Source organism: Blautia sp. NSJ-140 (genome assembly GCF_022868965.1).
GTDB lineage: Bacteria > Bacillota > Clostridia > Lachnospirales > Lachnospiraceae > Blautia_A.
The window spans coordinates 111,377-134,443 of the sequence record NZ_JALIFS010000012.1; the positions used below are offsets into that span (position 1 = coordinate 111,377).

20 protein-coding genes, 1 tRNA gene and 4 pseudogenes are annotated in these 23,067 nt (G+C 38.8%); 21 read left to right on the forward strand and 4 right to left on the reverse strand.

Annotated features, from left to right (window positions below; all coding sequences use genetic code 11):
• Positions 1-1,145: 1,145 nt before the first annotated feature.
• The 6 genes from MUB50_RS13695 to MUB50_RS13720 all read left to right on the forward strand — a co-directional run bounded on the left by MUB50_RS13695 (position 1,146) and on the right by MUB50_RS13720 (position 5,800).
• A complete protein-coding gene (locus tag MUB50_RS13695; RefSeq protein WP_244791652.1) occupies positions 1,146-1,913 on the forward strand; it encodes a ParA family protein in 768 nt (255 codons plus the stop codon).
• Entirely contained in the window at positions 1,913-2,845 is a 933-nt protein-coding gene (locus tag MUB50_RS13700) for a ParB/RepB/Spo0J family partition protein (protein WP_118516133.1), read from the forward strand. Before MUB50_RS13695 ends, MUB50_RS13700 begins: the two co-directional genes overlap by 1 nt.
• Positions 2,846-2,853: 8 nt before the next feature.
• Positions 2,854-3,375, forward strand: coding sequence for a DUF4446 family protein (locus MUB50_RS13705; protein ID WP_118516132.1), 522 nt, complete (start codon positions 2,854-2,856; stop codon positions 3,373-3,375).
• A 44-nt stretch (positions 3,376-3,419) separates the two neighbouring features.
• Complete coding sequence (gene serS, locus MUB50_RS13710; RefSeq protein ID WP_015526534.1) at positions 3,420-4,715, forward strand: serine--tRNA ligase; 1,296 nt, start codon at positions 3,420-3,422, stop codon at positions 4,713-4,715.
• Positions 4,716-4,748: 33 nt separating this feature from the next.
• Positions 4,749-5,624 carry a DUF3881 family protein gene (locus MUB50_RS13715; RefSeq protein ID WP_244791654.1) on the forward strand — a complete coding sequence of 292 codons (876 nt, stop codon included), beginning with the start codon at positions 4,749-4,751 and terminating at the stop codon, positions 5,622-5,624.
• A 102-nt stretch (positions 5,625-5,726) separates the two neighbouring features.
• A tRNA-Arg gene (locus MUB50_RS13720) sits at positions 5,727-5,800 on the forward strand.
• Between the two features lie 534 nt (positions 5,801-6,334).
• Here the strand turns inward: MUB50_RS13720 and MUB50_RS13725 are convergent.
• Entirely contained in the window at positions 6,335-6,670 is a 336-nt protein-coding gene (locus tag MUB50_RS13725) for an LPS biosynthesis protein (RefSeq protein WP_118393538.1), read from the reverse strand.
• A gap of 415 nt (positions 6,671-7,085) precedes the next feature.
• Here MUB50_RS13725 and MUB50_RS17260 point away from each other — a divergent pair.
• The 10 genes and pseudogenes from MUB50_RS17260 to MUB50_RS13785 form a co-directional block, all read left to right on the forward strand.
• Positions 7,086-7,541 (forward strand): annotated as a pseudogene (locus tag MUB50_RS17260) (ParA family protein); the annotation flags it as partial.
• A gap of 462 nt (positions 7,542-8,003) precedes the next feature.
• Complete coding sequence (locus MUB50_RS13745) at positions 8,004-8,519, forward strand: GNAT family N-acetyltransferase (protein WP_118516149.1); 516 nt, start codon at positions 8,004-8,006, stop codon at positions 8,517-8,519.
• Between the two features lie 312 nt (positions 8,520-8,831).
• Positions 8,832-10,085, forward strand: a complete 1,254-nt coding sequence (locus MUB50_RS13750) for an ATP-binding protein (RefSeq protein ID WP_244802545.1) — start codon at positions 8,832-8,834, stop codon at positions 10,083-10,085.
• A 98-nt stretch (positions 10,086-10,183) separates the two neighbouring features.
• A complete protein-coding gene (locus MUB50_RS13755) occupies positions 10,184-10,498 on the forward strand; it encodes a hypothetical protein (protein ID WP_330637665.1) in 315 nt (104 codons plus the stop codon).
• 60 nt (positions 10,499-10,558) lie between these two features.
• Positions 10,559-10,858: pseudogene (locus tag MUB50_RS13760) on the forward strand (GTP pyrophosphokinase); the annotation flags it as partial.
• A gap of 35 nt (positions 10,859-10,893) precedes the next feature.
• A complete protein-coding gene (cls, locus tag MUB50_RS13765) occupies positions 10,894-12,453 on the forward strand; it encodes a cardiolipin synthase (RefSeq protein WP_244791655.1) in 1,560 nt (519 codons plus the stop codon).
• A gap of 198 nt (positions 12,454-12,651) precedes the next feature.
• Positions 12,652-14,085 (forward strand): phospholipase D family protein, encoded by a 1,434-nt coding sequence (locus MUB50_RS13770; RefSeq protein WP_244791657.1) that lies wholly within the window; start codon positions 12,652-12,654, stop codon positions 14,083-14,085.
• A gap of 24 nt (positions 14,086-14,109) precedes the next feature.
• Positions 14,110-14,781: a response regulator transcription factor gene (locus MUB50_RS13775; RefSeq protein ID WP_118516153.1), complete on the forward strand. Its 672-nt coding sequence runs from the start codon at positions 14,110-14,112 to the stop codon at positions 14,779-14,781.
• Entirely contained in the window at positions 14,781-15,824 is a 1,044-nt protein-coding gene (locus MUB50_RS13780) for a HAMP domain-containing sensor histidine kinase (protein WP_118625675.1), read from the forward strand. Before MUB50_RS13775 ends, MUB50_RS13780 begins: the two co-directional genes overlap by 1 nt.
• Positions 15,825-15,855: 31 nt before the next feature.
• Positions 15,856-16,920 (forward strand): FUSC family protein, encoded by a 1,065-nt coding sequence (locus tag MUB50_RS13785; RefSeq protein WP_118516154.1) that lies wholly within the window; start codon positions 15,856-15,858, stop codon positions 16,918-16,920.
• Between the two features lie 14 nt (positions 16,921-16,934).
• On the opposite strand, the gene MUB50_RS13790 is transcribed toward MUB50_RS13785, so the two are convergent.
• Positions 16,935-17,789, reverse strand: a complete 855-nt coding sequence (locus tag MUB50_RS13790) for a LysR family transcriptional regulator (protein ID WP_118516155.1) — start codon at positions 17,787-17,789, stop codon at positions 16,935-16,937.
• A gap of 149 nt (positions 17,790-17,938) precedes the next feature.
• On the opposite strand from MUB50_RS13790, the gene MUB50_RS13795 reads away from it, so the two are divergent.
• A complete protein-coding gene (locus tag MUB50_RS13795) occupies positions 17,939-18,778 on the forward strand; it encodes an aldo/keto reductase (RefSeq protein WP_118625673.1) in 840 nt (279 codons plus the stop codon).
• Between the two features lie 339 nt (positions 18,779-19,117).
• Here the strand turns inward: MUB50_RS13795 and MUB50_RS13800 are convergent, their stop codons facing one another.
• The gene (locus MUB50_RS13800; protein WP_118516157.1) at positions 19,118-19,999 is read right to left on the reverse strand and encodes a LysR family transcriptional regulator; all 882 of its coding nucleotides are present in this window, start codon (positions 19,997-19,999) and stop codon (positions 19,118-19,120) included.
• Between the two features lie 130 nt (positions 20,000-20,129).
• Here MUB50_RS13800 and MUB50_RS13805 point away from each other — a divergent pair, with 130 nt between their 5' ends.
• The 4 genes and pseudogenes from MUB50_RS13805 (at position 20,130) to MUB50_RS13820 (ending at position 22,871) form a co-directional block, all read left to right on the forward strand.
• The gene (locus MUB50_RS13805) at positions 20,130-20,291 is read left to right on the forward strand and encodes a hypothetical protein (RefSeq protein WP_243119256.1); all 162 of its coding nucleotides are present in this window, start codon (positions 20,130-20,132) and stop codon (positions 20,289-20,291) included.
• 85 nt (positions 20,292-20,376) lie between these two features.
• Positions 20,377-22,146 carry a 1-deoxy-D-xylulose-5-phosphate synthase gene (locus MUB50_RS13810; protein ID WP_244791659.1) on the forward strand — a complete coding sequence of 590 codons (1,770 nt, stop codon included), beginning with the start codon at positions 20,377-20,379 and terminating at the stop codon, positions 22,144-22,146.
• A gap of 28 nt (positions 22,147-22,174) precedes the next feature.
• A pseudogene (locus MUB50_RS17270) lies at positions 22,175-22,309 on the forward strand (aldo/keto reductase); the annotation flags it as partial.
• 31 nt (positions 22,310-22,340) lie between these two features.
• Positions 22,341-22,871, forward strand: a complete 531-nt coding sequence (locus tag MUB50_RS13820) for a flavodoxin family protein (protein WP_173754301.1) — start codon at positions 22,341-22,343, stop codon at positions 22,869-22,871.
• 107 nt (positions 22,872-22,978) lie between these two features.
• Here MUB50_RS13820 and MUB50_RS17275 read toward each other — a convergent pair.
• Positions 22,979-23,067 (reverse strand): annotated as a pseudogene (locus tag MUB50_RS17275) (cupin domain-containing protein); the annotation flags it as partial.

Consider the following 23,067-nt stretch of genomic DNA (forward strand, 5'->3'; position numbering starts at 1 on the left):
TTTTAACCGAATTAGGAGATGTCCTGCTTCAATTGCAAAAAGCAATAAGCGGTGGGCGTGACTTGCTATAGGCGTTTTACGGTAGCGATGATATAGTTTTTTATTGAATCAGGAGGTCCTCTGCCTTAATTGCAAAACGCAATAAGTAGCGGTTGGGTACTTGCTTAAGGAAGAGAACAAGTAAGTTCTGGTAAATTACAGAGAAGTTATTCAGTGTAGAGCTGCGAAGCAACTGCGGATTGCGAATGTTTGTTTGACTCGAATCAGGAAATTATCTGATTTTCTGATTCCATTGAAGGAATCGATAAGCAGTGATCGAGGAATTGCTTTTTATCAGGGTAGGGAAGTTTGTAGTCTTCCTGATAAATCGCGAAGCAGTTATTCATTGTAGAATTGCGAAGGTATCTGAGAATGGTTTTATTCGCTTGACATTCTATAGCAATTCCATAAATTAATGCAAACAATCCAGCTCATCACAGTGTGAAATCCTGCGTCAAATATCTTTGCTGTACTATAGCAATCCTCTAAAATAATACATCTCAATCCAGCCCATCAGAGTGTGAAATCCTGCGTCAGATATCTTTGCCGTGCGTCAGCACGCCTGCAGATATCTTCCTTGTTTTTTGCACTCTGCTGAACTGTCTTAAATGTATTATTTATGAGGATCGCTATAGTAATGTTTTTTTTGCAGATAAAAATTGAAAATGCTGTAAAATCTGTAAAAGCAAGGGATTTCGATGCCTATGTAGCAGTAGGAAGCTTCCATAAAAGATAATAGATCTATACCAAGAAAATAGAATTATTTTTGAGATTACGATAAATCAGAACAATTTCATCAAAATATTTATATAAGAGGGAACTTCATTTCTTAGCACGTTTTTATAGCATAAAATATATAGTTTGATTGAAAAAAATAAAACCGGAAATTTATGCAGAGTTGATGGATTTTGCAATTGATGTACGGTTACTGTAAAACTCCTGTTTAGGTCAGAATGAGTTTGGGTATACTATACAATAAATAAAATAATTCAAAACCTATTTTCTATTGTTTCACGTGAAACATTATGTGGCAGTTTAAAAATAAAAGTGTTATAATGATATCCAATGAGTAAAAATCCCTTAAAAAAATAAAAAGGAGGGGTACAATGGGACGAATCATTGCAGTTGCCAATCAGAAAGGCGGGGTTGGAAAATCAACGACAGCCATCAATCTATCGGCCTGCCTTGCTGAAAAAGGGAAAAAGGTTCTTGCCATCGACATTGATCCGCAGGGAAATACAACCAGTGGACTTGGCACAGACAAGAATGCAGTAGAAAACACCCTTTATGAGCTGCTGCTTGGAGAAGCAGAGATCAAGGATACTATTATAAGGAACGTTGTAGATAATGTTGACCTGATACCGTCGAATATGAATCTTTCCGGTGCAGAAATTGAACTGGTTGGTCTTGAGGATAAAGAATTTATCCTGAAAAAGATCACGGATAAACTTCGCCGGAAATATGATTACATAATCATGGATTGTCCGCCGTCACTGAGTATGCTTACAATTAATGCTTTGACAGCCGCAACCTCCGTTCTGGTGCCGATTCAGTGTGAGTATTATGCATTGGAAGGTTTGTCACAGTTGATACATACCATCGAACTGGTAAGGGACCGATTGAATAAGAGATTGAAGATCGAAGGCGTGGTCTTTACCATGTATGATGCCAGAACAAATCTGTCACTTCAGGTTGTAGAAAATGTAAAAGAAAATCTGGACCAGAATATATACAAAACGATCATACCGAGAAATGTACGACTTGCAGAGGCACCCAGCTATGGAAAACCGATCAATCTGTACGATTCACGATCTACAGGAGCGGAGAGTTATCGCCTCCTGGCAGATGAAGTTATAGGCAGGGAGGGCGAGTGATGGCTGGAAGAAGAACAGGAGGCCTTGGAAAAGGTCTTGACGCACTGATCCCGAACAAAGCAGGCGGTCCATCAAAGGAACCTGCAAAAAAGACAAGATCTGCAGTTGTAAAAAAAGATAAACCAACTGAAAAAGATAATCTGGCCGCAGAACGACTTGTGAAAATTTCCAGCGTAGAACCAAATCTGAATCAGCCCAGAAGACATTTTGATGAGGATGCGCTGCTGGAACTTTCGGAATCCATTAAACAGTATGGTGTTCTTCAGCCGTTGTTGGTATCCGATAAGAAGGATTATTTTGAGATCATTGCAGGCGAACGCCGCTGGAGAGCTGCCAAGATGGCAGGACTCAAGGAAGTTCCTGTTGTTGTAAAAGAGTTTACAGACCAGGAAATAGTAGAAATTTCCCTGATCGAGAACATTCAGCGGGAAGACCTGAATCCTATAGAGGAAGCGATGGCATACAAACGTCTGATGGAAGAGTTTCACCTGAAACAGGATGAAATCGCAGACAGAGTTGCCAAAAGCAGAACTGCAGTAACTAATTCCATGCGTCTTCTGAAGCTTTCTTCAAAAGTTCAGGAAATGGTAATTGCAGATATGATCTCAGCTGGTCATGCGAGAGCACTTCTGGGAATTTCTGATGAAGCTCTTCAGGAAACAACAGCCATGAAGGTTTTTGATGAAAAACTCAGTGTTCGTGAGACGGAAAAACTTGTAAAGAATCTGGTTTCTCCTGCGAAAAAAATAAAAACAGAGAGAAACACAGCAGAGGATGCCATTTATGAGAGCCTGGAAGAAAAAATGAAAGGTATCATGGGAACAAAGGTATCCATTCAGCGAAAGAAAAACAACAAAGGTAAAATTGAAATTGAATATTATTCCAGAGATGAACTGGAGAGGATCATTGATCTGTTCGAATCTATCAGATAGGAGGCAGAATGAGCGGGATTTTTGAAAGCATGGGAATTGATTCCGGGATTGTGATCATTATTTTGCTGATCCTTACCATCATTCTTCTGATCAATGTGGTGAGCAGCAATATGCGTCTCAGACGTTTGGAACGGAAGTACAAGATGTTTATGAGAGGCGGAGATGCACAGTCACTGGAAAAAGTTTTTGTAAGAAAATTTGCACAGATCGACCGGCTGTATGAAGCAAAGGAAGATCATGATCATGACATCAGCTTTATCAAAAAAAATATGAATGTAATGTTCAGCAAATATGGCGTTGAGAAGTATGATGCATTTGATGATGTAGGTGGAAAACTCAGCTTTGCACTGGCGCTTCTTGACAAAAACAATACAGGTCTGATTTTGAATGCGGTTCACAGCCGCGATAACTGTTTCCTTTATTTAAAGGAGATCGTAAAAGGTGAGTCCTATGTTGTACTTAGTCAGGAAGAAGTGGAAGCTTTGAGAAAAGCAGTAAACTTTGGTCTTGGTGAGATTGAGAAGGAATAAAAAACTGCAAAGATTAAGAATATTTTTAATACAGGAGGAATATCATGTTAGACATTAAGTTTGTGAGAGAGAATCCGGAGGTTGTAAAGCAGAATATCCGCAATAAGTTCCAGGATAGCAAACTGGAGCTGGTTGACAAGGTTCTCGAACTTGATAAAGAAAACAGAGAGATTAAGCAGGAGGTTGAGGCTCTCCGTGCTGAGAGAAACAAGATCTCCAAACAGATCGGTGCTCTTATGGGCCAGGGAAAAAGAGAAGAGGCAGAAGAGGTTAAAAAACAGGTTGCTGCATCCGGAACTCGTATTGAGGAACTTTCTCAGAGAGAGAAAGAGGTTGAGGAAGAGCTTCTGAAAGATATGATGGTGATTCCGAACATCATCGATCCTTCTGTACCGATTGGTAAAGATGATAGCCAGAACGTAGAGATTGAAAAATTTGGTGAGCCGGTTGTTCCGGATTTTGAAGTTCCGTATCATACAGATATCATGGAGAACTTTGACGGAATCGACCTTGACAGCGCAAGACGTGTTGCCGGTAATGGATTTTATTATCTGATGGGAGATATCGCACGCCTTCATTCCGCAGTAATTTCTTATGCAAGAGATTTCATGATCAACCGGGGATTTACTTACTGCGTACCACCTTTCATGATCAGAAGCAATGTTGTTACAGGTGTTATGAGCTTTGCTGAGATGGATGCTATGATGTACAAGATCGAAGGTGAGGATCTTTACCTGATCGGAACAAGTGAGCATTCCATGATCGGTAAATTCATTGATCAGATCATCCCGGAGGAAGAGCTTCCGAAGACACTTACAAGCTATTCTCCGTGCTTCCGTAAAGAGAAAGGTGCTCATGGACTTGAGGAGAGAGGTGTTTACCGTATCCATCAGTTCGAGAAACAGGAGATGATCGTTGTCTGCAAGCCAGAGGAGAGTAAGATGTGGTTCGACAAGCTGTGGCAGAATACAGTAGATCTGTTCCGTTCTCTTGATATTCCGGTTCGTACACTTGAGTGCTGCTCCGGTGACCTTGCTGATCTTAAGGTAAAATCCCTCGATGTTGAGGCATGGTCTCCACGTCAGAAGAAGTACTTTGAGGTAGGAAGCTGCTCCAATCTTGGAGATGCACAGGCACGTCGTCTGAAAATCCGTGTAAACGGCAAAGATGGTAAGAAATATCTTGCTCATACATTAAACAACACAGTAGTAGCACCTCCGAGAATGCTCATTGCTTTCCTGGAGAATAACCTGAATGCAGATGGATCTGTAAATATTCCAAAAGCTCTGCAGCCATATATGGGCGGTATGACAAAGATTGAGAAAAAGACACGCGCGTAAGAGAAACGCAGGCTTTTTCAGGGAGGTGTTCTTGTGCACAGTTATTTAAAGACCGTTGGTTTTTCACAGATTACCAGAAGAAGTGAAATAAAAGAGATCGTCCGTGATGTGATCGCAAGCTACGATGAAAAGGTTTGCGTGGAAAATCATCCGGAAGGCGTATTTGTACAGTTTTCAAAGAATTATGGCTGTGACTGTGGAATCAGCGTTTGTGGTCAGTACGATGAGAACGGTGAGTTTCACGTGGAATATTATTTCCCATTTTTCAGGGGAACAGGAATCACATCCAGGGAAAAAGTGACTGTTGAACGTCATACAGATAAGGAATCTTATGCAGGAGCATGTGATGATCTGCGTATAGGAGTGACTATGATCTTTTATCTGCAGAATATGGCAGAATATATGCAGGAGAAATACAAAGGCCTGAAAGACCCGGGGGACCGTCCGGTGACGGTTTCCGGTCTGGCTTCTGAGGGAAAGATCCTGTTTCCGCTACAGAAGGATAAGGAAGCTGTAAGGGTGGAGAGAGAGCTTTCCAAAAACAGGACTAATCTGATCGCAGCAGCGCGTAATGGTGATGAGGAAGCTATGGAGAGTCTTACAATGGAGGATATGGATACTTACTCCATGATTTCCCAGAGAATTGTTACAGATGATGTTCTCACGATCGTGGACTCTTATTTCATGCCTTATGGAATCGAATGTGATCAGTATAATGTTCTTGGTGAGATTCTGGATATCATGAAATTTAAGAATATCCTGACAGGTGAAGAAATCTGCCAGATGACTATTGAGAGCAATGATATACAGTTTGATATCTGCATCAACAGCAAGGATCTTCTCGGCGAACCGGCAGTTGGACGCCGCTTCAAAGGAACAATCTGGTTGCAGGGTCAGCTGCACTATTAAGTTTTCGAATTTTGAATTAATTCTTGTAATTTCAAAATAAATATAGTAAAATAATGGTTGTGAAACTTTTGGAAGTGTTCAAAATGTTTCACAACCATATATGTCCATATAGCTCAGCTGGATAGAGCACTCGCCTCCTAAGCGAGGGGTCGGAGGTTCAAATCCTCTTATGGACGGGCTTCAAAGCGTTCGAAAATGTTAGCTGGATTAGCTGACAACGAACGCTTTTGTTATTTTCTAATCACGTTCGTGACACGAAATTCCATTCAAAATAATCCATTTCCAGCTAACGCAATCCGATTTTTATTAGCTGACAGCTAATAAAAATCACTGGTTTGCAAACATGGTTTTGTAAGAGTCCAGCTAACATTTGGGTTCCGCTCTGTTGTCACCCCTTATTCGGGGATGTAAATTAGAGAAAAGGCGGGAAAAGAAACAATCTCTCCGAAACCTGCAAACATAAATTAGCTGAAACAGTATTCAATTCCATTAGCTACAGCTAATGGTCAAACAGCAATGTCTGTTTGGAACTTTACCTACAACAAAAGTTCCAGGCAGGCATTTTCTATTTCCTGAGTCCTGGAGGAAAGGAGTCGAGATGGTTGAGGCAAACAGACAATCAGGAGAAAACGAAGAAAGAATCATAGAAATTGAGATTGAACGTCTCCGCCCTTTTAAGGAACATCCCTTTCAAGTAAAAGATGATAGTTCTATTCTTTTATATCTTTTCTCAATACTTCTTTTGGTGGTTCAATCTCTTTTGCCAGTGTATGTTCTGTCAATTCCGACAGAATTTTTAATTTCTTATTTATAAGTGGTCTCATGCAGTTTGGAACGTGTTCCTGATGTGCCCGATGTATTGCCACGCACTCTTTACAATTTCCATGATATCTGCAAGCTTTCAGACATGGACAATGGTCTTTATCTACATATTCCTTCCTGAATTCCGATGCAAATTCTTCCTGGAGTTTTAATCCCTCTGACCGGTTTCCTTTGTGAAATTCTTTCATTGCAGCTATTTCTTTTTCGTTTCCCTCGATTTTCATTTTATTCTCTCCTCGTATAATATCTTTTAGATACATAAATACATGTATCTTAGTTACCAAATAAATATTGTTCAATAGGCTTAGTAAAGCCCATGATATAATTGTCCTAGAGCGTGTTTGAAAAACATTTTGAGTTGTTCATTTTAACCAAATTAATATTGAGACGATGCATACAAAACCCAGAAAAGCGGAAGCAAGTTTATCATAACGTGTCGCTATGTTGTGGTCAAGCTATTCGGCGAAACACTTTTAATTTGAGAAAGTAGTTTTCTACTAAATCTCTCTCTTTATAAAGCCACCAATCACAATGACGGTCAAACTTTGCTCCTTTTCTGGAAGAAATCGTTGGTTCTCCACCATGAGAGTAGATATAAATATCATTACGTTGCCCTTCACTAATCATAAAATATACTGGATAGGATATGAGGAACCGGATGATTTTCGAATCACACTGGCAACGATCATGATGGATGTCATCAACGAAGAAGAAATCAATCTGGAAGATGGTATCTTACATCATCAGGAAAATGTAGATCTGCTTCCGGCAAACATTGAGTTTTCCGCACTGGAAGTGACGATGGGAAATGTTATGAGCAGAGAAATGATCATGAAAGAATATATCGATGCGATAGGATCCCGATACGATTATATCCTAATCGACTGTATGCCGAGCCTTGGTATGATGACAATCAATGCACTGGTTTCTTCTGATTCTGTTCTGATACCTGTACAGGCCGCATATCTGCCTGTTAAAGGACTTCAACAGCTGATCAAGACCATTCTTACAGTAAAGAAAAGACTGAACCGAAAACTGGCGATTGAGGGCATTCTTGAATTTAAGGAGGATATGAAAATGAGCGAAAACAATGATTTTATTCAGTTACCACCACTAAAAAAAGATACACCATCCGCTGTGGTAGCATTCATCTGGGAGTACATGAAAATACCGGAGAACTCAAGAGAAAAAGTTAAGGATATGATCAAAGAAGTACATGAAAATGGCATGAAATTAGATTATAAAGAGCCAAAACTGTATGATGTTGTTTCAAAAGAAGAAATCGCTGAATTTGAAGAGGTCATGCGTAAAACCATAGCTGACATTGTATCAGAAGCCAGTGGTGTTGCCTGTTGGGTATATGTGCAGAAATATGTGAAGCATAAGACCTTGGATGAGATGCTGCAAGAATGGTCAGGAGCAGGCCAGTTTATTCTTGCTATGGATACTTGGTTTGAAAGATTGATGGCGGATCAATAGAAGCTGTGATAGAATGAAGAAAACGATTTGATGTGCAAATCGGAACTTTTTGAGGAGTTTTGAGGAGATAGATATAAAATGACCTTCCAATTAGTTTGTATAGAACCAAAAGAATTAACGCAATACAAGTCGGATATGCAGGAAGCATTTCAGAAAGGTTTTGAAGATGTATTCGGGAAAACAGATGCTGTTATTCTGCCTGAAAAGGACATTGACCAGTCGGTGAATGCGGAGGGTTCTGCTGTCTATAAAGCTGTTGTCGATGGAGAAATGGTGGGCGGTGCAGTTGTTATCATCAATGAGAGTACACAGCATAACCATCTTGACCTGCTTTTTGTAAAGAACGGAGTTCAGAGCAATGGTATTGGTAAGAAGATATGGTTTGAATTGGAACGAATATATCCGAACACGAAAGTATGGGAAACCTGTACGCCGTACTTTGATAAGCGCAACATTCATTTTTATGTGAATGTCTGCGGCTTTCATATTACAGAATTTTTTAATGAAAAACATCCTATGCCGGATACACCGGACGATTTTGTTGGTGATGGCAATGAGGGAATGTTTGCGTTTAAGAAGCAAATGCGTTTATGAACTTCCAGTTTGTTGAACTGAATCCGAAAAGCATTAGGGCGCACAGGAGATAGAATCCTTTGCGTAAAAGACTAACGAACATATTTAATGAAACATCGGAACCATCTTCTTTTTGTTGTTTACCTATAATAACGATTGGAGTAGTCGATTATAGACACTGCAATCAAAAAAATCTGAAAATATATTTATCAACATTACATAAAAGTGTGTAGATGCACATAAAATGGGAATACATATTAAAATTCAGGTCATTCTGTGATAGAATCTCATTACTAAAAAGTGTGCAGATGCACGGAAATGGGGAGTGTAACGATGGAGATTAAAAGAGACGCTTACCTACAGCAGCTGATCGAGCGAAAAGATAATGGAATGATAAAGGTGATTACCGGCATTCGTAGATGTGGCAAATCCTTTTTGCTGTTTACCATCTTTAAGAGATACTTACTGGAGAACGGCGTTGATGTTGATCATATTATTGAGATTGCATTAGACGGTATTGAAAATGAGGAACTAAGAGATCCTAAGGTGTGTTTCAAGTACATCAAAGATGCAATGAAAGACGATGGCAAATACTATCTGCTTCTTGATGAAGTGCAGTTTATGTCACAATTTGAGGAAGTGCTGAACAGCCTGCTCCGCATGAGCAATATTGATGTGTATGTCACCGGAAGTAATTCCAAGTTCCTGTCCAGCGACATTGTGACCGAGTTCCGTGGCAGAGGTGATGAGATTAGAATCTATCCTCTCTCCTTTGCAGAGTTTTATTCTGTCTATGACGGCGATTATGATGATGCATGGGATGACTACATGATCTACGGAGGATTGCCGCAGATCGTAAGTTTCCAGAGCGAACGACAGAAAGCGGACTATCTGAAGAACATCTTTGCAAATGTCTATCTGAAGGATGTTATTGAAAGAAATAAGATTCAGAACGTGGATGAGATTGGGATTCTGGTTGATGTGCTTGCATCTGCAATCGGCGTACCGACCAACCCTTCAAAGATTGCCAATACCTTTGCCAGTGAGCGCCAGATGACTTATGCTAATAAAACCATCTCCAAGCATATCGACTATTTGACAGATGCCTTTTTGATTTCCAAGGCAAGCCGATACGATATTAAGGGCAGAAAGTATATCGGTGCAAATCTGAAATACTACTTTACGGATCTGGGACTGAGAAATGCACGTCTGAATTTCAGACAGCAGGAGCCTACTCATATCATGGAGAACATTGTTTGTAACGAGCTGTTGATCCGTGGCTACAATGTTGATGTGGGTGTCGTGGATATCTTCGATAAGGATAAAGAGGGCAAACGTGTTCGCAAGCAGTGGGAGGTTGACTTTGTGGTGAATCAAGGAAACCAGAGATACTATATCCAGGTTGCATATGACATGACTTCGGAAGAAAAACAGACGCAGGAGTTCAATTCTCTGCGTAATATCCCGGACTCTTTCAAGAAGATCGTCATTGTAAATGGCAGCAAAAAGCCTTGGAGAAATGATGAAGGTTTTGTCATCATGGGAATGAAGTATTTCTTGCTGAATGCGAATAGTCTGGAATTTTAAGTCGATTTGAGTTGTTGCTGTGGTGTTGTTCTATTTCAAAAAAGAGTGAAATGATATAAATAAGGCCAGCCGATGTGGTAGCATTTATGTGGGAGTACATGAAAGTACCGGAGGATTCAAGAGAAAAAGTTAAGAATCTGCTTAAAGATGCAAATGAAAATGGAATAAAAATAAGTCATCAGGCACCAACACTGTATGATGTTGTTCCGAAAGAAGAAATTGCTGAATTTGAAGAGCTTATGCGCAAAACCATAGCTGACATTGTATCAGAAGCCAGTAGCGTTGCTTGTTGGGTGTATGTGCAGAAATATGTGAAGCACAAAACCCTAAACGAAATGCTGCAAGAATTGCCAGACGTAAGTCAATTCATCCTAGCTATGGATACCTGGTTTGAAAAACTGATGGAGAAATAATCTGGGAAAATAGTTTAAAGTTTACATGTTATGATCATGTATGAAGTTGGAACAAAATAAAAGATTTTCATGAAAAATCCAAAATCGAATGGTTATCGAAGCTATCATATGATTGTTGAAATACCAGTATTTTTTGCTAAGGGTAAAACACCTATGCGTGTAGAATTACAGATTCGAACCAATGGTATGGATTTCTGGGCAACATTGGAACATCAACTTCGCTATAAAAAAGGAATTGAAGAAATGCCTGGCTATGATGAGATAAGTGAAGAATTACTTCATTCTGCAAGAGCTATCATTGAAGCAGATAATGAAATGCAGAGAATAAAAGACAAAATTGATATGTTACACGAAATTTAGGGAGAAAACTGAGCAAGTAGGAAGGTGGAATATATATGAAACAAGATACTTTAGAGGGCAAAGCAAAAACAAAAAATGGGGTAAAACGGCTGTGTTTTTCCATAATCTGCATTCTTCTAGAAGTGATTTTTATTATTACTATCGTAACACGCTTGAATGAATATGCAGAAATCATAAATTTATTTACAAGGATTTTGAGTGGGATCTTGGTTTTGGGATTGTACGCATCAAATAAGACATCCTCTATGAAAATGCCTTGGGTCATCTTAATTCTAATTTTCCCAATTATGGGTGTAGGCCTGTATTTGTTGATTGGTTTGAATGGTGGCACACATAAAATGCGTGAGCGATATGCAGAAATTGATAGCAAATTGTTACCAATGCTTCCGGACAGTCAGGAGTGTTTGAGCAGAATAAAAGAAACAATTCCGAAAGCAGGAAATATAGCAAGTTACATACAAAGAAATTCGCAGTATCCAATCTATCAGAATACGGATATTGTGTATTTTGATGAAGCAGTGAAAGGATTAGAGGCACAGCTTAAGGATTTGGAGAAAGCACAGAAGTTTATCTTTATGGAATATCATGCGATAGAAGACGCTGAAGCATGGCATAAGATTCAAGATGTTCTGGAAGAGCGAGTAAAAGCAGGTGTGGAAGTTAGAGTATTCTACGATGATATGGGTTCTATAGGCTTTATTAACACAGATTTTGTGAAAAAGATGGAGGCAATGGGAATTCATTGCCGTGTATTCAATCCGTTTATGCCAGGTTTAAATCTGTTTTTGAACAATCGTGATCATAGAAAAATAACAGTTATTGATGGAAAAGTCGGATTTACAGGTGGATATAATCTAGCAAACGAATATTTTAATTACACACACCCGTATGGACAGTGGAAAGATACAGGTATTCGTTTAGAAGGAGATGCTGTTCAGTCGCTTACGGTGACATTTTTGGAAATGTGGAATGCAGTAAGTGATAAGGATGCTAATGATTCTGATTTTAGTAAATACCTTTTCCACTATGATTATGCGGCACAGCAAACTGGGTTTGTTCAACCTTATGCAGACAGCCCTATGGATAATGAGCAAGTAGGAGAAGAAGTTTATATCAGTATGATAAATAAAGCTGAAAAATACTGTTGGTTTATGACTCCATATCTAATCATAACAGATGAAATGACGCATGCGTTATGTCTGGCTGCTAAGCGAGGGGTAGACGTAAGAATTATCACACCTGGTATCCCTGATAAAAAATTCATTTATAATATAACTCGTTCTTTTTATCATGGATTAGTTAAACATGGTGTTCGTGTTTATGAGTGGACTCCTGGTTTCTGTCATGCAAAAATGAGTGTGGCAGATGACTGTATGGCAACTTGTGGAACAATTAATCTGGATTATCGAAGTTTATATCACCATTTTGAAAACGGCTGTTTTATGGCAGATTGTCAGGCAGTTGTGGAAATAAAAAATGATCTGATAAGAACGATGGGAGAATGTCGTGATGTGACAGACCAATATCAAACCGGACGAAGTGCATATTTGCGACTGGGACAATTATTTATGAGATTATTTGCTGGATTGCTATAAGAATCTGATGAAACGACCTTTCAAAAAACAGTTGATTTAGAAGTTAACTGTTTTTGAAAGGCCGTTTTTGCTATATCTAACAGTCTGTTGTACAAAGAAGATTTTGCATGGATGAAAAAAACAAACCTTGTTGAGGTTAAATTGAGATTGACTTTGTATTGTATAAGTATGAAATAAAAAGAAATCAGGTGATGTACAATGAAAAAGCATAAAATATGTAAAATCCTTCTTGTTATACTGGCAATTTTTTTATGTGTGGCTTTTTATGAATTGCTCGGAATCTGCGTTGCATATAAAAAGCAGCCGGAAGTGTCCAATACAACCAAAAAAGAAACAAAAAATGAGTCGTGGAACGAATGCAGTGAGAATCCAGAACGGGCAGTGATCATAGAAAAGAATTCGGAAGCTCTTTTACAAAGAGTGCGATTGATTAAGAATGCAAAAAAGGAAATTATTCTTTCTACTTTTGCATTTCAATCCGATGAAAGTGGAAAATTGATTTTAGGAGCACTGCATGATGCGGCAGACAGAGGTGTACATATTCGTCTGTTAGTAGATGGAATGGAGAGTTGGATTGATATGGAAGGAAATCCGTATTTCTATGGATTATCTTCCCATGAGAATGTTGAAATTAAACTGTATAATAAGGCCAATCCGTTGAAACCGTGGAAAATGATGGGTAGAATGCATGATAAATATTTGATTGCAGATGGAAAGAGATATATTCTTGGGGGAAGAAATACATACAATTATTTCCTGGGTGATTTTCCGGGACATAAGAACTATGACAGAGACGTGTTAGTGGTTTGCGATGAACCTGAGAAAGAAAATTCAGTTAACCAGTTGTTAGAGTATTTTGAAACGATATGGGAACAAGAAGACAGTGGTTATTTTCATGACAATAAAAAACTGGCAAATAGAAAATCTGTAAAGAACGCAGTTTTAGAGCTGCAGAACGGCTATCAGAAATATTTTGAAGAGAATAAGGAAAGAATCTGCGATACCGATTACACGGACGAAACGTTTGAGACAGAAAAGATTGCATTGGTATCAAATCCTATTCACACAGCTTCCAAGGAACCAGTAGTCTGGTATCAGCTGGGAGAATTGATGAAAAGTGCGAAGAATCGTGTAAAGATTCATACACCATATATTATCTGTAATGATATGATGTATAATACATGGGAGGAGATTGCAGAGAATGTTCCAAATTTTTCAATCATGACAAATTCGGTTGCAAATAATGGCAATCCATTCGGGTCTGCTGATTATGCAAAAAATAGAAATAAGATTTTAAATACAGGAATTGACATCTGGGAATATGAAGGCGGTTATTCTTACCATGGAAAAAGCATCCTGATCGATGATGATTTATCTGTGATTGGTTCCTTTAACATGGATATGAGAAGTACGTATCTGGATACGGAACTGATGCTTGTAATACGTAGCAAAGAAATCAATAAACAGTTGGAAGAAGGAATGATGGAATATGAAAAAGTATCCCGACAGGCATTAGAAGATGGCACGTATCATGATCCGTATCATGTAAAACCAATTGAATTAACAAAAAAACGTCAGAGAAATGTGTTTTTGGTACAGCATCTGCTTGGATGGGCAAGATATCTGTTTTAATAGATAACAGGGAGGAAGGAAAACGTGTTTCAGATATTAATTGTAGAAGATGATAAAGAATTAAGCCAGCTATTTCAGAAAGTGCTCGAGAAGAATGGTTATCAGGTTAAAAGTGCACCGGATGGAGCTCAGGCATTAGAAGTATTGGATAAGGAATATATTGATCTGATTATTTCCGATATCATGATGCCGGTTATGGATGGTTATGAACTGGTGTCGGAACTCCGTTCAGCAGGATATCAGATACCGGTACTTATGATCACTGCAAAAGGAAACTTTGATGACATGCGCCAAGGATTTCTTTCTGGAAGTGATGATTATATGGTAAAACCGGTAAATGTGAATGAAATGGTTTTAAGAGTAGGAGCACTGCTTCGCCGTGCACAGATACTGAATGAACACAAAATTGTGATCGGTTCAACAGAGTTTGATTATGATGCAATGACGGTTACAACTGATAAGGAAAGTCTTGTTTTGCCTAAAAAAGAATTCCTGCTTTTATATAAGCTTGCAGCTTCGCCAGGCAGAACATTTACAAAACAACAGTTGATGGATGAAGTATGGGGATACGAGACGGAGGCAGACCCACATACGATAGAGGTACATATAGGAAGAATCAGAGAGCGTTTTAAAGATAACCCTGATTTTGAAATCGTAACAATGCGTGGAATTGGATACAAGGTGGTGAAAAAATAATGGAACAAAAGAAAGAAAAAGGATTGCGGATCCGATCCTGTCTGACTGGTGCAATCTGGCTGGCACTTGTATTTTCAACAGTCATATCTGCTTTATTATTTGCTTTTTTGAATCATTTTTTTAATCTGCCGGGCAGCATACCTGTGCTTGGCTGGCTTTTGATTTTCAATACATTGATTGCAGGGCTGATCACTTCCTTTATTAATGCAAAGTTACTGGAACCAATTACCAGACTTAGTAAAGCAATGAAGGAAGTTTCTCAGGGAGATTTTGAACAGCATTTGGAAACGAACAGCCGTATAGCAGAAGTTGGAGAATCTTATCAAAGTTTTAACGTTATGACAAAAGAACTTCGTGCAACAGAGGTGCTGCAGATGGATTTTGTATCTGATGTTTCTCATGAGTTTAAGACCCCGATTAATGCCATTGAAGGATATACAATGCTGCTTCAGGGAGAAGAACTGTCTCCGGATCAAGAGGAATATGTAGAAAAAATCTTATTTAACACCCAAAGACTTTCCGGATTGGTTGGTAATATTTTGCTGTTATCCAAGTTAGAGAATCAGAATATACCAATGAAAAAAACAGAATATCGTCTGGATGAACAGATCCGCCAGGCATTTCTTTCATTGGAAACAAAATGGACAGAAAAAGAAATTGGTTTTCAGGTAGAATTGGAGGAAGTTAAATATACTGGGAATGAAGGACTTTTTATGCATATCTGGATAAATCTTTTGGATAATGCGATTAAGTTCAGTCCTTCAAAGGGGACAATTACGATGTTTCTGAAACAAGAACAGGATTCTGTTAAGTTCATTCTGGAAGATGAAGGACCAGGAATAGAGGATGATGTAAAATCCAGAATATTTGACAAGTTCTATCAGGTAGATGGATCTCATAAAGCAGAAGGAAATGGCCTAGGTCTTGCACTTGTAAAACGGATTGTAGATAGTGCCGGAGGAACAATCAAAGCAGAAAAACGTGAATATGGTGGATGCAGATTTGTTGTAGAGCTTCCAATACAGAAAGATGAGGCCATATAAGTTTAAGAAAAACAGATAGAGGAGGAATTACATGACATTTTATCAGGAGTTGCAGTTAAATCAGGCAGGTTCTAAAAACCTGTTGAAAAAGAGTGAAACACTAAAAGAAAAATTATATCATATGTGGGTATATCTGGTGAAGATAGCTGCTACAATGGCATTTTGTTTTTTCTTTGTTAGTATTTTCAGTATCCTATTTGGAAATGAGAACAGCATTGTAGGTGTAGTAGTCTTATTATGTCTCATGGTGTTTAGAAATGCGGATCTGGGGATCCACACCGGACAATCTACGATGCTTTTGGCTTTGTTCTTTGTAATTATGACTGTATGTCCGCATTTAGCAAATCAGTTTTCACCGGTATTGGGAATGCTGTTAAATATTGCGGCACTGGCTGTGTTGATTCTGTTCGGATGCCATAATCCATTCATGTTTAATCAATCTACATTGGTTCTTGGGTATCTGCTGCTATATGGTTATGATGTTACGGGAAAAAGCTATCAGATGCGATTAGTCGGAATGGCTTTAGGTGCAGCACTTACCTGCTTCGTATTTTATCGAAATCATAAAAACAGAACCTATAAAAGAAATCTGAAAGATTTGATACAAGAATTTGATATCACTTCTTCCAGAACAAAATGGCAGATATGTCAGATTTTATGCGTACCGATTGTCCTTTGCATTGCAGAACTTTGTAATATGCCACGTGCAATGTGGGCTGGTATTGCGGCCATGTCCGCGATTTTGCCGTTTATGGAAGATATGCACTACAGAGTCCGTAAAAGGATTGTCGGAAATATTGCAGGTGTTATATGTTTTACAGTATTATATTTTCTGCTTCCTTCGTCAATCTATGCATATATAGGAATTCTTGGTGGAATCGGTGTAGGATTTTCAGCACAATATGGCTGGCAGGCAGTATTTAACACATTTGGTGCTTTAGCCATTGCTGCAGAGACTTATGGACTACAAGGAGCGGTTAGTCTTAGAGTGATTCAAAATGTTTTTGGTGTTGTGTTTGCTTTAGCATTTTGTGTTATATTTTATTGGTTTATGTCTAAAAAAAACGGTTCATGCGGGACTCAATGTACGCTTTAATGAAGAAAAACAGATTACTTCTGATAACGAAATTCAAAAGTGGGCGAAACAGATTGTAAAATAGTACTCTTAGCGGAACTAATCAGGTGATAGGTAACATTTACTTCAGGATCAGTTAAGGGAATTCGTTTCCGTCCTTTCAGAGTCTGCTCTGAGCCGGGTGCTTTACTGCTGGAAAAACATAATAATGTGGAAGTCCTGACCAATTCTTCAAACTCAAATTCATCTGTCTGTATCAGAAAGCGGGATGCTGGCATTTTGCTCTTTACCAGATTTGTCCAGAAACCGATTTCATCACGAAGAAGGCAGTTAAAACCGTTAAGCTGTGAAAGACTCAGCTGAGAATATTCTGCCAATTTGTGTTCTTTCGGGATACAGACATAGAGCTGCTCCTTAAGATAAGGGATGCAGAGAAGATTTTTATCTGAACAGGCCTGTGGCAGAATACCGATATCAGCATTGCCGGAACTGGCATTTTGAAGGATTTCATCCATATTTGTCAGTTTTGAGGAAATAATATTATCAGGAAATCTGCGAGACAGTTCAGGCAATAATGACCATAGAGGTACGGGAGCGCAGGAATGAATGGTAATCGTATGCTGATTGCGTTCAAATGTCTGTACGGTCTGAACTGCTTTTTCAGACTCGGAAAGCAGAGACCTGGCCTGCTCTACCGCAACTTTACCGGTGGCAGTTAATTCGATACGGTTTTTACCACGATGAAAGAGCGGAACACCAAAAGCATCTTCCACATCATGCATGGTTCTGGTAAGTGTCGGCTGGGAAATATGAAGTTTATCTGCAGCAGCAGATAAGGTACCACAGTCTGCGTAGGTTACAAACTGGTAAAGATCGGATAAGTCTAACATTTAGATACCCCCCTTTCTATTCATAATATGAATAGCAGATTCCAGAATTGATATTGTACACATTCATTTTAACAGAATATAATTTGAGTGTAAACAGAAAACAAGAAATATCATATTTCATAAAATGAATACAAAGGGAGGACGAAACGATGGATTATGTTACATTAAATAATGGTGTGAAAATGCCACAGCTTGGCTATGGCGTTTATCAGACTCCCACGGAAGAAACAGAGAGCTGCGTGCTTACTGCAATCAAAAACGGATATCGTAGCATTGATACTGCTCAGGCATATGGCAATGAAGAAGGCGTAGGTCAGGCAATTGTAAAATGCGGTCTGCCAAGAGAGGAACTTTTCATTACCACAAAGATCTGGATCAGCAATGCAGGATATGAAAAAGCAAAGGCTTCGATTGAGGAATCCTTGAAGAAACTGAAAACAGACTATGTGGATCTGCTTTTGATTCATCAGCCATTTGGCGATTATTACGGAACATACCGTGCAATGGAGGAAGCCTATAAAGCAGGCAAGGCACGTGCAATCGGCGTTTCAAACTTCTATCCGGATCGTTATATCGACATTGCACATTTTGCAGAAGTTGTTCCTGCGGTAAATCAGGTGGAAACACATGTGTTCCAGCAGCAGAAAGTGGCTCGTGAATATCTTGCAAAACATAATACACAGATTATGAGCTGGGGACCGTTTGCAGAAGGAAAAAATGATTTCTTCAATACTCCGGTACTGAAAGAGATCGGAGCAAAATATGGAAAGAGTGTAGCTCAGGTGGCACTTCGTTTCTTGCTTCAGAATGGCGTTGTTGTGATTCCAAAATCAACGCACGAAGAACGAATGCAGGAGAATTTCAATGTATTTGATTTTGTACTGACAGATGAGGAAATGAAGCAGATTGAAGTGCTTGATACTGGAAAGAGTTTGTTCTTTTCCCATTATTCACCTGAAACGGTGGAATGGTTTATGAGTATTGTGTAACAAAGTAGCTTCATAAAGGCAAAAGCGTATTGTGGTTTATACGACCGGCAATACGCTTTTGCTGTATAATAGGATTAGAAAATGAGGGAACAGAATCATCCGAATGTGATCAAAATTATGAAAAGACCGACAATCTCAGAAAGTGAGGACGCTGGTGGGACGATATAACACAAGGGAAACAATAAGGGAAAGTTCACCTGCGATAAATCCAGTGTTTCAAGGACTTACGGAGAATTTGATAATAAAATATAACAGTTATTAAATCGTTTAAAACAGGTGAAATCTCAATCGAAGTTTGTCTTGCTGTGTTCAAATCACAAAAAGGTCATCGTTTCACGATTATGGTAAAACGATGATCTTTTTTATTTCTTCCAGTAACAGATTAGCAACAGGAGTGAATATTTGATATTTTTTCCATATAACATACATTTTTGTATGGAGGGGCGGTGTAATCGGACGGAAGCATAAATCACTTTCTGCATTTGTTTCTACTAACTTGTCAAAGGTAAGCTCAACCCCCAGCCCTTCACGGACAAAAACGGCACCGTTATTGCAGAGATTAAATGTCGCTAATATATTAAGTCGGTCAAGGTTATCGGAACACCAACGGGGTAAATCCATTTTAGCAGACTGTTCCGAACAAAAAATAGGAATATCCAATAAGTCATCAAAGATAATAGCCTCTTTTGTGGCTAATGGATTGTCCTTTCTCATCAGAACACCCCATGTATCGTATTCAGGAACTTCAAGATAATTGTATTTTGATAAATCTGGCGGTTCTACAATAAATGCCATATCCAGAAGACCACGGTCTAATCGTTCCGTTACCTGTTCGGTATCACCGCTGGTAACATGATAATGGATATTGGGATAAATGCTGCTTAACTTTTTTACAGCACGGGCAAGATACTTTACAAGATAAGATTCTGCACAGCCAATATAAATATCACCGCCTGTGATATCATCCATTGCCTGAAATTCGTTTGTGATTTTGTCAGCCAAGGCCAGTAAATCTTCTGCTCTTTTTCGTAGAAGCATACCCTCATCAGTAAGACTGACGCTGGTGCTGCCACGCTTAAATAATTTTTTGCCAAGTTCTTGTTCCAGATCCTTCATCTGCTTAGAGAGCGTTGGCTGTGTAACATGAAGTCTTTCAGCAGCCCTTGACATATTTCCTTCACGTGCAATTTCAAGAAAATAGCGAAGTACACGAATTTCCATAGTACAACCTCCAACCTTTTTTATTATCCTATACTCAAATGATATTCCTGTCAAGAATATCATGATATGAATTATAAATATTAGATATATCACTTGAAGAATGTATAATTAAAGCAGGAGGTGCAGACAGATGGCAGAAGCAAATGACAAATATGGAAGAATTTATCAGAATCTTGTGGACGCAGGCTGTAATCAGAAAACTATCCAGCGTTGCATGAAACTGGCACAAGAAAACAATGTAGAAGCGCTGTTATCACAGTTGTATGTGTATAGAAAACATTTAATAGAATAGACACATAATTATCAGGAAAACATAGATTGCCTGGATTATTTGATCTACTCGTTAAAGAAACCTAATGAAAATAAGGAGAATGTAAATGACAGATTATAAAATTATTCAAACAATTAACGGACCGGAAGATGTAAAAAAATTGTCTATGGAGCAGCTGGAGGAACTTGCTTCGGAAATCAGAGAGGCATTGTTTAACCGGTTGACTAAAATCGGCGGTCACTTTGGTCCAAATTTCGGTATGGTGGAGGCAGAGATTGCCATGCATTATGTTTTCTCTTCACCTAAGGATAAGTTTGTATTTGACGTATCTCATCAGAGCTATCCTCATAAGATTCTGACCGGAAGAAAGAATGGATATATTTCCGATGAGCACTTTTCAGAGGATTCCGGTTATACAAATCCGGAAGAAAGTGAACATGACTTCTTCAATGTAGGTCACACTTCGACTTCAGTTTCTTTGGCTACGGGTCTGGCTAAAGCGAGAGATATAAAAGGAGATAAAGAAAATATTATTGCAATTATTGGTGATGGCTCCCTCTCAGGCGGTGAAGCACTAGAGGGATTGAATGTAGCCGGATCAGAGATTAACTCCAATCTAATTATTATAGTAAATGATAATGAGCAGTCGATTGCCGAAGTACATGGCGGAATGTATAAAAATCTTGCCGAACTAAGAGAAACAGGCGGAACTGCTTCCAATAATCTCTTCAAAGCGTTTGGATTAGATTATATATATGAGGAAAACGGCAATGACATAGCATCACTAATTTCCTTATTCCGCAAGGTGAAAGATACGGATCATCCAATCGTAGTCCATATCCATACACAAAAAGGAAAGGGATATGAGATTGCTGAAAAAGACAAAGAGGGATGGCATTGGTGTATGCCATTTGACCGTGAAACAGGCAAACCTACAATTTCTTTTGGAGATGGAGAAGATTATACATCTATCACTGCTGAGTATATTATGCAAAAAGCAAAAAGTGATTCTGAGTTTCTTGTGATTACTCCTGCTATGCCGGGCAGTGCAGGCTTAAATCAGGAGCAGCGAAAGGAGCTGGGATTGCAGTATGTGGATGTAGGGATTGCGGAGGAACAGGCGATTGCCATGGCATCTGGTGCTGCAAAAAACGGTGCGAAACCGCTTGTGGTTACTAACACAACCTTTATTCAAAGAGCGTATGACCAGATTTCCCATGATGTATGTATTAATAATAGTTCTGTTACGATTCTCTTAAACTACAATTCTTTTGACAGTTTGACAGATGTTACGCATCTTGGAATTTTTGGACTGGCGGCTTACACGAATGTTCCGAATCTGGTAGTGCTTGCACCTACCTCAAAAGATGAATACCTTGCTATGCTAGATTGGGCAGTTGATCAGAAGGAACATCCGGTTATGATTCTCATCCCCGGAAATCAGGTGACCTATCGTGAAGCAGATAAGGATTTTAACAGACTGAATCATTTTAAAGTGGAAGAAGCTGGTGAAAAGGTTGCAATTCTGGCACTTGGTGATTTTTATCAGCGTGGTGAACAGCTCAGTGCAAAAATAAAAACAGAACTTGGCTTTACGCCGACATTGATCAATCCTCGTTTTGCTTCTGGTATTGACAAAGAATTACTGGAAAGTCTTTCCGAAAGACATCAGATGGTAATAACCATGGAAGACGGTATTTTAAGCGGCGGCTTTGGCGAGAAAATAGCTTCCTTCTATGGTAGTTCTGATATGAAAGTGAAAAATTACGGACTTGATAAGAAATTTTATGACCGATATGACCCAAATGAATTACTGAAAGAGGTTGGTATGACACCGGTTCAGATTATTGCGGATATTTGCAATCAGATAAAATAGAAATTGGGAGGCTGGAAGTAGTGACACCAGAATTGTAATTCCGGGTTCAAGCAATCCTGATCACATCATGGAGAACACGCAGTTGTATAATTTTGAATTAACTGACGAAGAGATGGAGCAGATTGAGGCTTTGGAAAAAAATGAGAAGCATGACTGGTACTAAAATTGAAGAATAAAAAGATAAGGTGATGGAAATGAAGATATTAGTATTAAATGGAAGTCCACATCCACAGGGAAGTACAAAAGATATGGTTAATGCATTTAAGAAAGGTGCTGAGAGTGCAGGACATACCGTTGATGTGGTGGATGTATGCAAAAAGAAGATAGGTGGGTGTTTGGCATGTGAATACTGTCATAGCAAAGGACACGGTGAGTGTATTCAGAAGGATGATATGCAGGAAGTATATAATCTTTTGAAAGAAGCAGAAATGCTTGTTATTGCATCGCCCATTTATTATCACGGCATATCCGGTCAGCTAAAATGTGTAATCGACAGATTTTATTCTGCGGCATATCCGAGAAGACCGAAGAATTTGAAAAAAGTTGCCATGATACTTAGCTCCGGAGATGCTAATATGTATGAGGGTGCTCTTTTCTCGTTCAAAGGAGACTTTCTGGATTATCTTGGACTTGAAAACATGGGTGTGTTTACAGCACATGGGTCTGAAAACAAGAGCGAGAAAAAGAGAGAAGAACTAAGGGAGTTCGGGGCATCGCTACGTTAGATAAATTCTTGTTTGAAAAATAGAGAAATTGTAAAATTGAAGAAAAAAGAAATGCACAGTTCTTAGCTTATCGGGAGCTGTGCATTTTTGTAAATAAATACTTTTAATTAGCCGATTACGGCGTCCTCTGCTGTAAAATGTTCCAGAGAATTTTCTTTTACCTGAATGCAGATATAAGTAATTCCGGAAATATCGG

Excerpts from the sequence above, each read along its gene's own strand:
- MUB50_RS13695 (WP_244791652.1), top strand. The coding sequence starts at position 1,146 with ATGGGACGAATCATTGCAGTTGCCAATCAGAAAGGCGGGGTTGGAAAA.
- MUB50_RS13700 (WP_118516133.1), top strand. The coding sequence starts at position 1,913 with ATGGCTGGAAGAAGAACAGGAGGCCTTGGAAAAGGTCTTGACGCACTG.
- MUB50_RS13705 (WP_118516132.1), top strand. The coding sequence starts at position 2,854 with ATGAGCGGGATTTTTGAAAGCATGGGAATTGATTCCGGGATTGTGATC.
- serS (WP_015526534.1), top strand. The coding sequence starts at position 3,420 with ATGTTAGACATTAAGTTTGTGAGAGAGAATCCGGAGGTTGTAAAGCAG.
- MUB50_RS13725 (WP_118393538.1), bottom strand. The coding sequence starts at position 6,670 with ATGAAAATCGAGGGAAACGAAAAAGAAATAGCTGCAATGAAAGAATTT.
- MUB50_RS13745 (WP_118516149.1), top strand. The coding sequence starts at position 8,004 with ATGACCTTCCAATTAGTTTGTATAGAACCAAAAGAATTAACGCAATAC.
- MUB50_RS13750 (WP_244802545.1), top strand. The coding sequence starts at position 8,832 with ATGGAGATTAAAAGAGACGCTTACCTACAGCAGCTGATCGAGCGAAAA.
- MUB50_RS13755 (WP_330637665.1), top strand. The coding sequence starts at position 10,184 with ATGAAAGTACCGGAGGATTCAAGAGAAAAAGTTAAGAATCTGCTTAAA.
- cls (WP_244791655.1), top strand. The coding sequence starts at position 10,894 with ATGAAACAAGATACTTTAGAGGGCAAAGCAAAAACAAAAAATGGGGTA.
- MUB50_RS13770 (WP_244791657.1), top strand. The coding sequence starts at position 12,652 with ATGAAAAAGCATAAAATATGTAAAATCCTTCTTGTTATACTGGCAATT.
- MUB50_RS13780 (WP_118625675.1), top strand. The coding sequence starts at position 14,781 with ATGGAACAAAAGAAAGAAAAAGGATTGCGGATCCGATCCTGTCTGACT.
- MUB50_RS13785 (WP_118516154.1), top strand. The coding sequence starts at position 15,856 with ATGACATTTTATCAGGAGTTGCAGTTAAATCAGGCAGGTTCTAAAAAC.
- MUB50_RS13790 (WP_118516155.1), bottom strand. The coding sequence starts at position 17,789 with ATGTTAGACTTATCCGATCTTTACCAGTTTGTAACCTACGCAGACTGT.
- MUB50_RS13795 (WP_118625673.1), top strand. The coding sequence starts at position 17,939 with ATGGATTATGTTACATTAAATAATGGTGTGAAAATGCCACAGCTTGGC.
- MUB50_RS13800 (WP_118516157.1), bottom strand. The coding sequence starts at position 19,999 with ATGGAAATTCGTGTACTTCGCTATTTTCTTGAAATTGCACGTGAAGGA.
- MUB50_RS13805 (WP_243119256.1), top strand. The coding sequence starts at position 20,130 with ATGGCAGAAGCAAATGACAAATATGGAAGAATTTATCAGAATCTTGTG.
- MUB50_RS13810 (WP_244791659.1), top strand. The coding sequence starts at position 20,377 with ATGACAGATTATAAAATTATTCAAACAATTAACGGACCGGAAGATGTA.
- MUB50_RS13820 (WP_173754301.1), top strand. The coding sequence starts at position 22,341 with ATGAAGATATTAGTATTAAATGGAAGTCCACATCCACAGGGAAGTACA.